The sequence below is a fragment of the Christiangramia pacifica genome, from assembly GCF_057221535.1.
The window spans coordinates 1434603-1450728 of record NZ_CM170146.1 but is presented as its reverse complement, the minus strand read 5'-3'; the positions used below and the strand labels follow the sequence as shown (position 1 = coordinate 1450728).

The window sequence follows — 16126 nt, the reverse complement described above, 5'->3', positions numbered from 1 at the left end:
AACAGAACATCATATCCATGAAAACTTTAAATATAGTATCTGCACAGGATGCGGTAAAGGAAGTAAAATCTAATCAACGCGTTTTCGTACAGGGAGCGGCAATGACACCAAACGTTCTCATAGATGCGCTCTGTGAAAGATATAATGAGCTGAAAAATGTAGAGATCATACAGATCCATACGGAAGGTAAAGCATTATATACCGAAACGCCTTATCACGAATCTTTCAAGACCAACTCCTGTTTTGTAGGCGGAAATGTTCGACAAGCTGTAAATTCGAATTATGGTGCCTATATCCCGATATTTCTGAGTGATATACATATTCTTTTCAGAAGAAACATTTTACCGCTGGATTTTGCATTTATTCAGGTTTCACCGCCAGATAAGCATGGATACTGTTCCCTGGGAGTTTCGGTAGACATAACCCTACCGGCTATTCAGAATGCTAAAAAAGTGATCGCACAGATCAATCCCAATGTACCGAGAACTCATGGTGATGGGGTAATTCATATAGACCAGCTGGATGCAGCGATAGAAGTTAATCAGCCAATTCATGCAGCACACCTTACAGAGCCTACTGAAATTGAAAAACAGATAGGAAAGCATGTGGCCAACCTGGTTGAAGATGGCGCCACCTTGCAAATGGGTATAGGCGGAATCCCGAATGTGGTGCTTAATAACCTGGTAAACCATCAAAAGCTGGGAATTCATACTGAAATGTTTTCAGATGGAATTCTTCCTCTGATTGAAAAAGGTGTCATCACCGGTGAGGAAAAAGAGGTGAAAACCGGAAAACTTGTGACCTGTTTTGCGGTTGGCTCTCCTAAATTATATGATTTTGTTGATGACAATCCGCTGGTTCATTTCAAGGAAGCTGCTTATACAAACGACACCGCGATCATAAGAAGAAATCCGAAAGTTACAGCGATCAATTCAGCGATTGAAATTGACCTTACCGGCCAGGTTTGTGCAGATACTATTGGAAAAGTTCAGTATTCCGGAGTGGGCGGTCAGATGGACTTTATCAGAGGTGCTGCGCTCTCTGAAGGTGGTAAAGCGATCATCGCGCTGCCTTCAGTAACAAAAAATGGAATTTCCAAGATAGTACCTTATTTAAAAGAAGGCGCAGGGGTGACCACTACGAGAGCTCATGTGCATTATATTGCCACAGAATACGGCGTAGTGAATCTATTTGGAAAAAATCTGAAGCAGAGAGCTGAAGCTCTTATATCTATTTCACATCCAGACCACAGGGAAGAACTTTCGAGAATGGCTTATGAAAGACTGAACACCTGAAAATTCCTAAAAGTATGATTTCTGTCATATTTTAAATTTGAATACAGCCCTAATTTTATCCTGTAATTCAAACTCTAGAAATCATGACTTTTTATCAAAAACAACTATCAGAATTTACCAGAGATTTTTATGCTGGAGCCACTACCGGAATCATTCTTTCAACCTGTGTTGGATCTATAGCCGCCATGCTAACCTTAATGAATGGACATGGGGTTCCAGAAATGCTTCAATTGGCTATGATCGTTATTGTTTGTATGTGGTATAATGCTTCAGTACTTGCCCAGCTAAAACCAAAATTCGTATTTAACTCATTAATAATTAGCCTTTTGGTGAGTACGACCTTTATTATGATCAATATTTTATGACACAATTCAACCGGAGCCGGAATACAAATGTCCGGCTAAAAACTACTAACCAACCATTTTTGAAAGGGTTGCTTTTTCAAACAGGATTCCATTAAATAAATTCTTGAAAAAGCAACCTTTTTTAATTCAACCGTGATAAACGTAGATGGGAATTTGAATGGGCATTTTAGCCGAAAAGCCATATTCCGAATGCAGGAGCCGGTCGCAAAGATTCAGGTTTTTGCCGATGATGAAAATAAAATCATATTGCTTCTGGATTTGCCTGAAAAGCTTTTTCGTAAACCTCCCTGGATGGGATTCTTTTTTACCAAGTTTGAAAATCGAATCATTATTACTTATCTCCATCAAGGTAAATTCCAGTGATCTGAAGTATTCTATCTTCTCTAAAATATCTTTTTTATAATTCTCCGGAAGCAAACTGTCGTCCACAGGAAAAACCGCTTTTTCAGGTTTTCTAAATTTACATCCGGTAGGGATCGCAAAAATATTACACTTGATCTTTCGAACCAGTTCGTAGGCATGATCGCCAAATAACGGATGGGAATGAGCTTGCTGACTCTGAGTTCCAATAAAGATCAAATCAATTTTATATTCCTGCAAAGATCTTCGAACCGCGTTAATGAGGTTTTCAGAAGAAAATATCGTTTTGAACTGATGTTTTGGATTAGGTGAATAAGAAGCCAAATTCAAAATCTGCTCTTCCAGGTCCTGTAGAGTCTTTTGAATTTTTTTCCCGAGAGTTTTCCCTTTGATTCTTTGAAAATCAAATTCATGAATATTCATCAAATGAAAAGTCGCGGCAGAATTCTGTAAGAATTCCACCGAATATTTCATAGCGTTCTCTGATGTTTCCGAAAAATCGGTGAGTAGCAGGACATTCATTTTATTCACTTATACAAGCGAATTTAAGCGTAGAAAGCTTCTTAAAAAATGACCAAAATCAGTAAGTGAAAAAATTTAATTATCTCACTTTTTTTAAGGCCCCTGAATCGAGCAGTTTAATATTACGGCCCTCGATCTCTATCAATCCCTCCTTCTTAAATTCAGAAAGCGTTCTGATTAGACTTTCCGGAGCCATACCGGCAACACCCGCAAGATCTGCACGAGAGATCCTGATACTTTTTAAAGGATGTTTGGTTATGCGCTCGGCAAATAAAAGAATGGTGTTTGCTGTCTTTTTCCGAACCGAGCCATAAGCCATATCCATCAGCTGGTTTTTGAGATATGACATATTATGGCTTAAACTCTCTACCAGTTGCATGCTGATCTTTGGATTTTCCGCCAGCAGCCTGTGAAATTCCTCCCTGGAAACAGCGTAAACTTTTGATTCTTCCATTGCCGTTGCATAATCCTCGTACGAAGAATGAGGATCTGTAGCGTGATTTCCAAAAAAATCTCCCTCTTTATACAATTCGGTGATTAGTTCTTTTCCCTGGCTATCGGCTCGATATACTTTTATCACTCCACGATCTACCAGGTAGAAAAAGTTAGAATGCTTTCCTTTTTCATAAACATTCTCCCCCTTTTTAAAATACAGTAATTCATTTTCAGAAAAAACCCTTTTAAGATCTTCGAGATCTTTAAGTTTTTCATTTTTTTCAGGCTGAGGTTCTTCCTGCCGATAAGAATTTAAAATTGCTATTTTGGCCAGCCTACTTTCTATAGCGCTCAATAACTCCTCTTCTTCAAAAGGCTTGGTTAAATAATCATCGGCCCCGAGATCCATACCGCGCCGAATATCTTTATGTTCTGTTTTCGCAGATAGAAAAATAAAGGGAATATTTGCAGTTTCTACGTTCTTGCTCAAAGCTTCCAGAACACCGTAGCCGTCAACTTCAGGCATCATAATATCACAAACAATAATGTCAGGCTTTTCCTGAAGTGCCTTTTCGATCCCGATCTTCCCATTGGGAGCGGTTACTACTTCATAATCTGAAAGTTCCAGTAATTCAGCAGTATTTTCTCTTACTGTGGTATCATCTTCAATTAATAACAATTTCTTCATGGTTCTTAGCTGATTATGATTTTAAGATTTGTCTATAGGCACCTGGACGGTAAAGGTCGTACCCATATTTTCCTCGCTTTCGAATTCTATCTTTCCTCCAAGGTTCGATATATGCGACTTTGCGATGTTCAAACCTATCCCGGTGCCCTGGTCTAGCAAAGCATTTTCTGCTCTAAAGTATCTTTCAAAAATATGCTTCTGATCTTTTTCAGGTATACCCCTGCCTTGATCCTTTATTACGAAAATAATATTGCCATCCTGAAATTGTATATCAAACCAGATCGTTGTATTTTCAGAAGAATACTTGATCGCGTTTCCCAGGAGGTTTGAAACAATAAGTTCAAGGATCTTCTCATCCTGGTATAATTCAACCTCTTCAATATCCTTGGGATAGATTATTTCCTGGCCTTCCTTGAGCGTAATATTTGCATTGTATACTACCTCGTTAATAAACTTTCTCAAGCCGAACCTGGAAAACTTATACTGTCCTCTGCCACTATCCAAACGCTCTATGGAAAGGAAATCATTAAGGATATTGTTGAGATAATGCACTTTATTGCGAATGGTAAGCAGGTGCTTCTCCCGTTTTTCCTGTTGTTCTTCCCGGGTGTATTTTTCAATTAATGTAGCAGATGTCAAAATTCCGCTTAAAGGAGTTTTAAATTCATGAGACACCAGGGAAAGGAATTTGGTCTTCAGTTCATTCAATTCCTTCTCTTTCTGTAGCGCTGTTTTTATCCTCTTTTCAGCCAGTTTTCTTTTCTTGATCTCCTCTTCAAGATCAAGGTTCAGATCTTTTAATTCCTGAACAGTTTCAATTAATTCCTGCGTTCTTTGCTGAATTTTACTTTCAAGTTCATTGTTTAGCTCCTGGATCTGGCGCTGGGTCTCCTTTCTAACGCTGATATCTATCACCAAGGACATCACAAATTTTTCGCTGTTTATTTCGAATGGATTCAATCCTGCTTCCACCGGAAAAAGATCACCATTCTTTTTAACACCATAGAGATCACGGCCATGCCCCATCTGTCTCTTTTCGGAATCTTTCAGGAACTTATTAAAATGGCCATGATGAGCATGGTGGTAATCCTTAGGAATTAATACATCGAGATGATTATTGATGAGTTCTCCATGCTCATATCCGAAAATTTCATCTGCCGCTTTATTGGCTGCCACTACATGCTGTTTCGCATCAACGATAATAATTCCTTCTGAAGCCGCCTGAAAAAGCGTATCAAAAACATCTTCTTTGTTATTGAAAAATTCGCGCAAATCCTGTTTTTTAATTTCGTATTTTAAAGGTAAAATCTTTTTTAGAATTAAACCTGTTCCCTTCCCGCCTTAAAATCGCAATTGAAACTTAATTGCCATAAACCTGATTTTTATCATGTTTTCACGAATCTATGGTCATTAAATTTGAGTATTAAAACATAGAAAAAATGAAAACTATCCTTGTACCCGTAGATTTTTCAGATCATTCTGAATATGCCCTTGAAGTAGCCGCTAATATCGCTAGGATGCAAAATGCAGAGATTGTGGTTTTGCATTTAATGGGAATACCTGATTCTTTTCTTACCCATGATGAAAAACAGGAAGTTTTCAACGCTTTGTATTTCATGAAACTTACCAAAAAAAGATTCGATAAACTTCTTGATAAAGATTACCTGCAGGACCTAGATGTAAGTCAGGCTGTAAAAACCAACAGGGTCTTTTCTGAAATCAATGAAGTGGCAAAGGAATACGATGCAGACCTTATTGTAATGGGTTCTCACGGAAGTTCAGGAATTAAAGAAGCCTTTATCGGGTCCAATACAGAAAAGGTGGTCAGAACTTCTGAGGTTCCGGTATTGGTTATCAAAGATAGAATTCCAAACTTCAAGCTTAATAAGGCCATTTTCGTAACTGATTTTCAACTGGAAACGCTAAATTCTTTTTTACACGCACGAAAATTCTTCAAGATCTTTGGTCTCGAGCCAAAAGTGCTTTTCATCAATATTCCTGAGAAATTCATGAACACTCGTGAAATGAAAACCCGTGCTACGAATTTTCTAATTGATGCCAGCATGGATCAGAAAAATATGGATGAATCAATAATTTTCTATGATGACTATACTGTAGAGCGAGGTGTTTTTAATTACTGCAATGAAAATAAAGTTGATATTATTGCTATGCCAACTCATGGCAGGAAAGGTATTGGGCATTTTTTCTTTGGAAGTATTGGGGAAGATATTGCCAATCATGCAGCGATCCCGGTGATCACTTTCAAGATCTGATTTCAGTTTTTAGAAGCATTCCAAAGCCAACTCAACCATTTCGCTTAGACTGGTTTCCCTCTTATCAGCCGAAATTTCTTCCTTGGTAACGAGAGAGTCTGAAATGGTTAAAATGGATAAGGCTTTTACGCCGTATTTCGCTGCAAGAGTATAAAGCGCGGATGTTTCCATTTCTACGCCAAGAACTCCATATTCGGCCCACTTTTTATAAGCATCGGGATCATCTTCATAAAAAATGTCAGAAGACAATATATTCCCAGCTTTAAATTCTATGTTTTTACTCCTTGCAGATTCGACAGCTTTAATAAAAAGGTCAAAATCGGCTGTTGGAGCAAAATCTTTCATTTGAAAATGCTCTTTATTGATTATAGAATTTGTGGAAGCAGACATGGCGATCACGATATCCATTAGCTCAACCTCTTTCTGATAAGAACCTGCACTGCCAACCCTTATCAGACTATTAACCTTATATTCCCTGATAAGTTCATTAATATAGATCATCGCAGAAGGAATTCCCATTCCGGTGGACTGTACAGAAACCCGTTTTCCTTTATAATTTCCTGTATAACCATACATGCCGCGAATTTTATTGTAGCAGAAAGAATTTTCAAGATAATTTTCTGCGATCCATTTCGCCCTAAGCGGATCGCCAGGTAGCAAAACGTTCTCGGCAATTTCTCCGGAATTTGCTTCAATATGTAGACTCATAAGCTGATCAAATTTTTTAAGATACGATCTGGATACCTGAAGATGTACCTATTCGAGACACTCCAAGCTCAATATACTTTTCAGCAGTTTTCTTATCCCTGATTCCTCCTGAGGCTTTGATCTTCAAATTATTACCAACTGCTTTTTTCATTAATTTGATATCCTCCAAGCTTGCTCCCCTTTCACCAAATCCGGTAGAGGTTTTCACGAAATCGGCTTTTGCCTTTAAAGCCAGTTCACTCGCTTCCAAAATTTCGTCTTCATTCAGATAACCTGTTTCGATGATAACCTTTAGAACATTACTCCCGATTGCTTTCTTAATTGCTGAAATCTCCTTCTGGACTTCATCATATTTCCCATCTTTCAAGAATCCTATATTGATAACCATGTCTATTTCGTTAGCTCCATCTTCAATACATTTTTCAGCTTCAGCAATTTTGGAGCATGTAGAACTTGCTCCTAAAGGGAATCCAATAGTTGCCGCTATCTTCACCTCTGAATTTATTAAAAATTGTTTGGCCAGGCCTACATAACAACTGTTCACACAAACTGCAAAAAAGGAGAATTTCATAGCCTCTGCACAAAGTCTCTTGATATCTGTTTCTGTAGCAGTTGGTTTAAGAAAAGTATGATCTATATAATCATTCAATCGCATTCTGTATCGTAAATTTAATCCAGTTTTATTTTTTCAACTTCCACTACACCGCTGGCCTTCATGTTCATAGAAATCCATAGATCTGATTCACCGGCATAGAATTTTGCAACTTCCAGGCCTTCTAAAGATCCAATTAGATGAATTCCTTCTTTCGCTTCGAGTTTATTTTCCAGCTTCTCATTTAAAGCATCCATCTGCTCTTCAATATGCGGCATAAAATTGAAATTCATTTTCTCTTTTAGTTTCGCATACATCCATTTATTTACCGCAGTTTCCAGAAGTTGGTTGGCGATCCAATTGTTGGTTTTCCCATCAACCTCATAGTCTTTTAAACAAATCTTTTGCAATTCCCTATTTAGTTCAAGGGAAGCGTGAAATAATAATTTGATCTGTTTGTTTTTAAAAAGGCTGGTAAGGGTTTGCAGAGTGATATGTAAACAAAGATCAAATTCCTCTAATTCACTCTGTTCCATGCTAATATCAAGGATCTGTGCATAATTAGATTTATTGCCCTCTTCATCTTCCTTACTGATGATCTCTCCTACCAGTTTTTGCTTTAAAAACTTGTTTAGAACCGGATATCCTATTTTAATAGGAATGGTAATATCAATATTTGCATCTGTTATTTTTGCCTGTTCGGTCATTGTCTTTCTTTTCTTTATTGGATAGCTAATAAGTAAGTTAAATAAAAGATTTACATATGCAGAAACCTGATCACATTTTAATAGATAATTATAATTTACAACCTTTAGATCAGATAGTATTAAAACAAAAAAATACCCCTCCCGGAGTATTTCTTGAACAAAATTTAGATTATTTCCCTTAAAGCTTAATCTAATAGAAAAAGGGGTCGATTTCCCTACAATACCAAACCCCTTTTAATTTTTAACTAAATTCACTAACAAATATATTTTTTAAGAACTGTTTACATTAACTCAAAAAGTTTAAATGTTAGCACTAAACATAAAACAGGAAGTTTAACACATTGATTATGTGAAAGTTTAGGTTTTAACGCTTAGGGTTTGAAATCTTCAGCATCCTCAACATTTCGAAGAATTCCGTTTCTCATAACGTGAGTAATAGTTCTTAAGTTGGAGATATCTTTTGACGGATCATTTTCCAGAATAATTAGATCTGCAAACTTACCTGTCTCCAGTGTTCCAAAATCATCCAGCCTATCCATCGCCAGGGCTCCGTTTTTGGTTGCCATGACAATTAAGTCCTTCGCCGGTATCCCAGCTTCCTGCATGGTTTCAATTTCTTCGATGTAAGATATGCCGTGAAGCGTTCCCGGATTTCCAGCATCGGTTCCTACTACAATGGTTCCACCGGCGTCATATACCTTTTTCAGATTTTTCATCATCGTCTTTCTACCAGATTTCATATTATTATCCATTTGCGGAAGTCTATCGGTTAAGGACTGGATTTGATCTTCTGATAAAAACTTTTTGAATTCCGTAGCATTTTCGATCATATTCTTGGTCTTTGCATCGACTATCATCCCCGGGTCTTTCATTTCAAAACCATTTCCAAGCATCGCGTTATAAGTATTATAATAACCTCTTTTTACTATAAGCGTAGGATTATACATAGTTTTATTCGCTTTCATCAATTCCAGGAACTCATTATCTATCAAAGTATCTTCCACACTATGCACAAGTAGTTTCGCTCCTAATTCCATAGCCATTTTAGCTTGTTCAAGAGTCGTAGCATGGGCGATCATCTTTGTATCCTGGTTTTTTATCTCTTGAGCAACTGCTTTGATATTTTTGACGAATTCTGAATTATTAGGATCAAATCCCCAGATTTTAATTCCTGTGGTTCCTTCTTTCGTATTTCTAATAACCGCTTTCCTACCCTGTTCTTCAGATTCTAAATGAATAAACGTATTTTCCCCGTTCACGTCAAAAATCCCGATGAGCTGTTTAGGAGCAGGAGTGATAAGTGGTCCGGCTGAGGCGGTATGCGGAGCAAGAGCATTTTGATCATTTTCTGTCTGAAATTTAAGCGTCCATAAGTAATCTCCAACATCGTAAACTCCCGTAATTCCAGATCTTAAATATGCCTGGTAATATCTTTGCGGATTTTCTTTCTGATATTTTACAACATCTGCCAGAGGGATCGTATCTCTAAGATCTGCTGCATCGGGACGTGAATCAAAAAATGCAGTCTGGAAAAAATGTATATGAGCATCAATGAGGCCAGGCATAATATACTTCCCTTCAACATCAATGATCTGTGCATTTTCTGGAATTTCAAGATCTGCATTTCCAATGCTAACAATTCTTTCATTTTCTATGACGACTGTTCCATTCTCTATCGAATTCCCGTTTCCATCGAAAACCGTTGCACCTTTTAGAGCGATCATACCAAGTTCACCCTGGGCGGAAATATTCAGAATATTAAAAAATATAAAGATCTTTAGAAAGCAGATTTTCAGTTTCATAATGTTAGAATTAAATGAATGCTTCCGAAATTTACAACTATTAAACTTAGAATGATGTTCTCTTCAAATTTCAGATATCTTGAAGATTTCGAAGGTTTGGGAAAGAATTTTTTAGAAAACGATCCAATTTCGATTTTAAAATTCAATAAAATTTGATAAAATCCTGTAAAACTACCTTTATTAATAATTTTTTAGCCACATTGCTGAGATATCAATAACAACAAAGCATAATTATGGAATTGTACAACAATGCTAAAAATGCTCATCACCAACTAAAACCCGATGAACTGGTAAAGATCATCGAAGAGCAAAAAGAAGGTCAGAGAACCAATTCTGGCAGCATTGCCATTAATACAGGAAAATTTACCGGGAGATCTCCGAAAGACAGATTTATAGTTGATGAAGATCAAACCAGGGAAAAAGTGCACTGGGGTGAGATCAATATTCCCATTTCATTTGAAAAATATACCCGGCTGAAAAAAGAAGTTCTCGAATATCTGGAAGATAAAGAGATTTACACAAGGTTTGCCCATGCCGGAGCCCTGGAAAAATATCAGTTAAAACTGGAAGTTATTACCGAATACGCCTGGTCCAACCTATTTGCCTATAATATGTTTATTAGGCCGGAAGAAAAGGAACTCGAAAATTTCAAAAAAGACTGGACCGTTATTGATGCTCCGGGATTTAAAGCAGACCCGGAAAAGCACGGCACTAGGCAGGCTAATTTCGCCATCTTGTGTTTTTCAGAAAAAACTGTTCTCATTGGAGGAACCGGATATACCGGCGAAATTAAAAAAGGAATATTTTCTGCTCTTAATTTTATACTTCCTACTGAACATGATGTATTACCCATGCATTGCTCTGCAAATGTGGGAGAGGAGAATGACACTGCCATTTTCTTTGGACTATCCGGAACTGGAAAAACAACATTATCTGCAGATCCAAACCGTAAGTTGATCGGTGATGATGAGCATGGCTGGACTCCTGAGGATAAAATCTTCAATTTTGAAGGAGGATGTTATGCGAAGGTCATCAATTTAAATAAAGATTCTGAGCCGGATATCTATAACGCGATTAAAGAAGGGGCTTTACTTGAAAATGTAATAATTCACGATGGTGAGGTAGATTTTACTGACACCAGCATTACTCAGAATACAAGGGTAAGTTATCCCATAGATCATATTCATAATATCCAGGTGCCATCGGTTGGTGAAAATCCTGAAAATATCTTTTTCTTAACTGCAGATGCTTTTGGTGTTTTGCCCCCGGTTTCAAAATTGACTGCTCACCAGGCGGCTTATCATTTTATATCTGGGTATACCTCCAAAATTGCAGGAACTGAAGCCGGGATAGTAGATCCCGTTCCTTCTTTTTCAGCATGTTTTGGTGCTCCATTCATGCCATTGCATCCAACCGTTTATGCTGAAATGCTGAGCGAAAAGATCGCGAAAAGCGGCGCTAATGTCTGGCTTATTAATACTGGTTGGACTGGTGGAGCTTACGGTGTTGGATCAAGGATAAAACTGAAGTATACTCGAGCAATGGTGAACGCCATTCTTGATGGTGAACTGGATAAAACCTATTCTTACGAAAAGTATCACATCCATTCCGTATTTGGGGTTGCGCAACCCAGATCATGTCCTGGAGTTCCTGATGAAGTATTGAGTCCGCGTGCCACCTGGAAAGATGATAAGGCTTACTATACCGCTGCATTTAAACTTTCAAACGCATTCAGAAAGAATTTTGAAAAGTTTGAATCTTACGCCAGTGAAGAAATTAGAAGAGGTGGACCTCAGCGATTCGATTTTTAATTACCTGCAAATATTGTTGATATACTGGTCTTCCAAAACAAAGGTCTTTTCATAATCAACCAGAAATCTACCGGTGGTGAACTGGCATTTAAAGACCAGTTCATCATCTTTCTCGATATAATTAAAGTCGATATTTGGAACTTTTGTCGGCTCACAACTAATAGGTTTTGAAAAGTCTTCCAGCCTGTTCTTAGCTATAGAATTAATTTCACTTTTCAATTCGTTCACCAAATTCTCTGAACCTAACTTTTCCTGTAAACCTTCTTCCGCTAAGAATTCAATGTCCCTACCAATGGCCTTCCCTTTTCTATTGATCATCGTACTGTCTATAGAAAATTCGTTTCTGAAAAAAGTATGTACCAAAGCAATCTTTACAAAATTCTCATTTTGAGCCAGATCAGCGTTATTATAATCTTCCCTGGTCCTCGTTTTATTACCTTCCACCAAAAATGAATCTATGGGAAATTCCCTTTTATCATACCAGATCTCGTGTAACTGATATTCATATCCTTCAAACAAAGTCCCGTCGCTACTGCTTTCGTCCATGCATCTTGCATACATCACCGCATCTTTCGCTACATAGTGAAAACCATTTCTTTCCCTGAAAAAAGGAATTCTATATTCACTTTTCAACTTCCACTTTCCCTGGTATTTATAACATGGATAATTACAGTCTGCCGGAAGCTCTTTTAATTTCACATAAGGTTTGATATACTGATTTTCAAAGCTCCATTCCAACATTTGGGCACGTGAAGCCTTTTCAGAAACCTCCACTTCTTTAGGATTATCTAAAAATTGAAAAGCCAGATAGATCATTAAAGCAATGATAATTCCTCCCAAAACATAAAATATCCAGTTTCTACCCGGTCCTGAATCTGATTTTTCTGTGGCTGTGTGCTCGCTTTCCAGCCTTTTTTCATTCAGAAGCCGGTTTACATTTCTTAAAGCTCGCTTAAATTCACCTTCAGAAGCTGTGTTATTGATTAACCTGGAAAATTGTGAATCGCTATAACAAAGATCTCGGGCAATTTTTGAATTACTCGTAGATTCAAACTTGTTTTTTTCGGAATTGAAACTTCCGTATATAGATTCCAGCTTGTTAACGAATTCTTGATGAAAAGAGGCTGTATTTTCCTGACTCATATTAAATATTAATCAATAAAATTTGATAAAAATCCTTAAAAATTATTAAAGTGATAATTATATGGCTATCATTTTATATAATTGCTAACAAACGTAACAGTTTTTTAAGGTTATAATAACAGATCCTAAAGGTACGATTAATTAATAAGTACTTTAAAAAAACCAATCCAATGAAATACTTTTTTACTAAATCTTTTCTGATCTTACTCTTCTCCTTTTCCCAAATGGCATTTGCCCAACAGGAAATAACAGGAACGGTTAAGGACGAATATGGTATGCCATTAGCCGGAGTTACAGTTTTGGAAACAGATACTCAAAACGGAACTGCCACGAATTTTGACGGCCAATTTACGATAACGATTTCGAGCGAAGATGCTTCCCTTACATTTAGATACCTTGGTTTTAAAAGAAAAGTGGTAAATGTAGGAGACGATACCAATATTGATGTTGTTCTCGAAGAAGATGTTGAATCGCTGGAAAGTGTGGTGATCAATTCCCTGGGTTTTAAAGAGAAACGCGATGAGTTGGGATATGCAAGTTCCACTGTTGACGGAGAAACCGTGAGCGAATCTGGAGAAAGTACACTTTTAAACGGACTTTCAGGTAAATCTTCAGGAGTTCGAATTTCAAGAAACTCAGGAGATCCTGGTGCAGGTGCTTATATTCAGATCAGGGGTTTGTCTTCCATTACAAGGAACAGTCAGCCGCTAATAGTTGTGGATGGTGTCCCGATTAGTAATGACGTGAGAGGAAATTCAGAAAGTAGCGGTGTTAGTCAGGAATCCCGGCTTAATGATATCAACCCTAATGATATTGAATCGATTTCGGTTTTAAAAGGTGCTTCCGCGGCAGCTCTCTGGGGAACACAGGCGCTTGGTGGTGTTGTGATCATTACCACGAAGGATGGGAGTTACAATCAGGGACTTCAGATCAATTATTCTACTACCTTTTCTTATGATGTGATCAATCAGAAATATCCTTTGCAAACCGAATATGGTCAGGGTGATGGCGGAGTATATGATCAGCGGGCAAGAGATTCCTATGGAGATAGAATTTCAGAACGTGCCGGCGGAATGGACGATTTTGATACTTCCGGAGAATTTTACGAAGATCAGGATGGTAGAATTTACTACCCTATTGTCAATAAGAATTCCCAAGAGATCTATGACGATTCTAATTTTGACCAGATTTTTGACAATGGATATTTCTGGGAAAATAATATCAGCTTAAGCGGAGGAAATGAAAAAAGCTCGGTTTTCTTCAGTATAAGTGATCTTGACCAGCAGGGAATCATTATCAATAATTCCGATTATAGAAGAACCACTACCAGATTAAACGCGAGACATAAATTCAATGAAATTATAAGTCTCGATTTTAGTTCTACCTATGCAAGAACAAATTCCAATAGAATTAGAAAAGGTTCAAGTTCATCAGGACTTTATCTTGGTTTATTAAGAACCCCGGCAGATTTTGATATTTCCGGATACAGAGGTAATTATTATTCAGGACCTGATGCTTCACCGGTTTCAGACAGACATAGATCTTACCGTGAACCGCTTGGAGCTGATGGAACTCCAACCTATAATAACCCACTATGGACTATTAATGAACAGGAGAACGAATCTAAAGTAGATCGTTTCATCACAAATTTTGAACTTACCGCCGAACCAGTTTCCTGGTTAGATCTAATCGCTAGAGTTGGTTTAGACCATTACAGTGAGGAAAGAGGTGAGTTTTTCACACCTGGATCTGCAGCTGGGGCTTACCGTTCTGGATTTATAGATAATTCACTGGCTACGAATACCATTTTCAATATGGATTATATTGCCAAAGCGCAATATCAGCTGAATGACGATTTAGGCGGAACTTTTCTGGCAGGATTCAATTATAATTCAAAATCCAGAAGTGTAGAAGGTTCCAGTGCGACGAATTTTATTCAATTTATAGATGTAGATAGCGGAATTAGGGATATAGACAATGCTCTGCCAGAAAACAGGTCGGTTACGAGCAGTGAAGGCCACGAAAGAACAGCTGCCGTATATTCTTCACTTTCTCTGAATGCTCTTGAAATGCTATATTTCACGGGTACTATTAGAGTGGAATCTGCTTCTACTTTTGGAAATGATGTGGACAATACCTTCGCCTTCCCATCGGCTTCGCTAGCCTGGCAATTCACGGAAATCCTTGATATGAATAATGACATTCTATCATTCGGTAAATTGAGAGCATCTTATGGTGAGGTTGGTGTGCAACCATCACGTTATAATACGTCTAATACTTTTGTTTCTCCTTCTTTCGGAGATAGTTATGGAGGTGACCTGGACCTAACCCTTTATGGAAATGGTGCTTTTGTACCTTCAGCAAACAGAGGAAATAGCGCATTAAGACCAGAAAGAAAAAAAGAAATTGAATTTGGTGTCGACCTTAGATTCCTTGAAGACAGATTGCGAATAAGCGGTACTTATTTCGATAATAAAACGGAAGATGTGCTTTTGGATTTTCCGGTTGCCAATTCAACAGGTTACAGTTCAATTTATGCGAACGGAGCCGAAATTCAGAATAAAGGTATCGAGTTGGATCTAGGATATCAGATCATTTTGACGGATGATTTTTCTTGGAGCATTAATTCAAATTTTACAACCATCGATAATGAAGTTACCGATCTTGCCGGAATCGAAAGCTTTAACCTTGGCGGACTTTCTGCAGTTTCTTCAAGAGCCGTGGAAGGATATCCTTTAGGAGTGCTTTGGGGATCCAGGAGTTTGAGAGATGAAAATGGAAATGTGGTGTTGGATGAAAATGGTTTCCCGGTACAGGACCAGGTAGAAGGAGTAATTGGAGATCCTAATCCAGACTGGCAGGGATCTTTATCTACCGCAATAAAATATAAGAACTTTAGAGTATCTGCATTATTGGAAACCTACCAGGGAGCAGATATCTTTGCCGGAACCAAATCAGTTCTACGAGATCTTGGAAGATGGTATGACACGGCAAACCGCGTGACGGCCGAAAGGAACTATTTGACTTCAGAAGGTAATGTGATCAACATTGGAGAAACCTTCCGTGGAAATGTTCAGGATTTTGGAGCAGGACCGGTCGCGCTTACAGAATCATGGTATAATGGCCAGGGAGGATTCTTTAGCGGAGGAAATGATGAATTATATGTTGAAGATGGATCCTGGACCAGGTTGCGTGAACTAAGCTTCGGCTACCTTTGGGATTCAGAATGGCTAAAGAACACGACCAAATTACAATCTATTGAAATTACTCTTACCGGTAGAAACCTGGTATTATGGACAGATTTCGAAGGAAATGATCCTGATACCAACCTTTCTGGGGTGAGTGCTGCCCGAGGAATCGATTATTTCAACAACCCGGGAACAAAGTCTTACCTGGTAAATCTTAATGTTAAATTTTAAAATCAC

13 protein-coding genes are annotated in these 16126 nt (G+C 37.9%); 5 read left to right on the top strand and 8 right to left on the bottom strand.

Features of this window, described 5'->3' with window-relative positions; genetic code table 11:
- The first annotated feature begins 17 nt into the window (after positions 1-17).
- Together AC2S94_RS06675 and AC2S94_RS06670 are read left to right on the top strand one after the other, a co-directional pair.
- Positions 18-1295: an acetyl-CoA hydrolase/transferase family protein gene (locus AC2S94_RS06675; RefSeq protein WP_484630693.1), complete on the top strand. Its 1278-nt coding sequence runs from the start codon at positions 18-20 to the stop codon at positions 1293-1295.
- 83 nt (positions 1296-1378) lie between these two features.
- The gene (locus AC2S94_RS06670) at positions 1379-1660 is read left to right on the top strand and encodes a hypothetical protein (RefSeq protein ID WP_484630692.1); all 282 of its coding nucleotides are present in this window, start codon (positions 1379-1381) and stop codon (positions 1658-1660) included.
- Positions 1661-1786: 126 nt separating this feature from the next.
- On the opposite strand, the gene AC2S94_RS06665 is transcribed toward AC2S94_RS06670, so the two are convergent.
- The 3 genes from AC2S94_RS06665 to AC2S94_RS06655 all read right to left on the bottom strand — a co-directional run bounded on the left by AC2S94_RS06665 (position 1787) and on the right by AC2S94_RS06655 (position 4937).
- Positions 1787-2542 (bottom strand): universal stress protein, encoded by a 756-nt coding sequence (locus tag AC2S94_RS06665; RefSeq protein ID WP_484630691.1) that lies wholly within the window; start codon positions 2540-2542, stop codon positions 1787-1789.
- A gap of 79 nt (positions 2543-2621) precedes the next feature.
- Positions 2622-3665 (bottom strand): response regulator, encoded by a 1044-nt coding sequence (locus tag AC2S94_RS06660; RefSeq protein ID WP_484630690.1) that lies wholly within the window; start codon positions 3663-3665, stop codon positions 2622-2624.
- Between the two features lie 21 nt (positions 3666-3686).
- A complete protein-coding gene (locus tag AC2S94_RS06655) occupies positions 3687-4937 on the bottom strand; it encodes a PAS domain-containing sensor histidine kinase (RefSeq protein ID WP_484630689.1) in 1251 nt (416 codons plus the stop codon).
- Positions 4938-5104: 167 nt separating this feature from the next.
- Between AC2S94_RS06655 and AC2S94_RS06650 the strand changes: the two genes are divergently transcribed.
- On the top strand, positions 5105-5938 hold the full coding sequence (locus tag AC2S94_RS06650; protein ID WP_484630688.1) for a universal stress protein: 834 nt from the start codon (positions 5105-5107) through the stop codon (positions 5936-5938).
- Positions 5939-5947: 9 nt separating this feature from the next.
- Here AC2S94_RS06650 and deoD read toward each other — a convergent pair whose 3' ends face one another.
- From deoD to AC2S94_RS06630, 4 genes are all read right to left on the bottom strand, one after another.
- Entirely contained in the window at positions 5948-6646 is a 699-nt protein-coding gene (gene deoD / locus AC2S94_RS06645) for a purine-nucleoside phosphorylase (RefSeq protein ID WP_484630687.1), read from the bottom strand.
- Between the two features lie 16 nt (positions 6647-6662).
- Positions 6663-7301, bottom strand: a complete 639-nt coding sequence (gene deoC, locus AC2S94_RS06640; protein ID WP_484630686.1) for a deoxyribose-phosphate aldolase — start codon at positions 7299-7301, stop codon at positions 6663-6665.
- A gap of 14 nt (positions 7302-7315) precedes the next feature.
- Complete coding sequence (locus tag AC2S94_RS06635) at positions 7316-7945, bottom strand: DUF4403 family protein (protein WP_484630685.1); 630 nt, start codon at positions 7943-7945, stop codon at positions 7316-7318.
- Between the two features lie 371 nt (positions 7946-8316).
- Positions 8317-9747, bottom strand: coding sequence for an amidohydrolase family protein (locus AC2S94_RS06630; protein ID WP_484630684.1), 1431 nt, complete (start codon positions 9745-9747; stop codon positions 8317-8319).
- 233 nt (positions 9748-9980) lie between these two features.
- Between AC2S94_RS06630 and pckA the strand changes: the two genes are divergently transcribed.
- Positions 9981-11558, top strand: coding sequence for a phosphoenolpyruvate carboxykinase (ATP) (pckA, locus tag AC2S94_RS06625; RefSeq protein ID WP_484630683.1), 1578 nt, complete (start codon positions 9981-9983; stop codon positions 11556-11558).
- On the opposite strand, the gene AC2S94_RS06620 is transcribed toward pckA, so the two are convergent.
- Positions 11559-12701 (bottom strand): hypothetical protein, encoded by a 1143-nt coding sequence (locus AC2S94_RS06620; protein ID WP_484630682.1) that lies wholly within the window; start codon positions 12699-12701, stop codon positions 11559-11561.
- A gap of 170 nt (positions 12702-12871) precedes the next feature.
- Between AC2S94_RS06620 and AC2S94_RS06615 the strand changes: the two genes are divergently transcribed.
- A complete protein-coding gene (locus AC2S94_RS06615) occupies positions 12872-16120 on the top strand; it encodes a SusC/RagA family TonB-linked outer membrane protein (RefSeq protein WP_484630681.1) in 3249 nt (1082 codons plus the stop codon).
- Positions 16121-16126 lie beyond the last annotated feature (6 nt).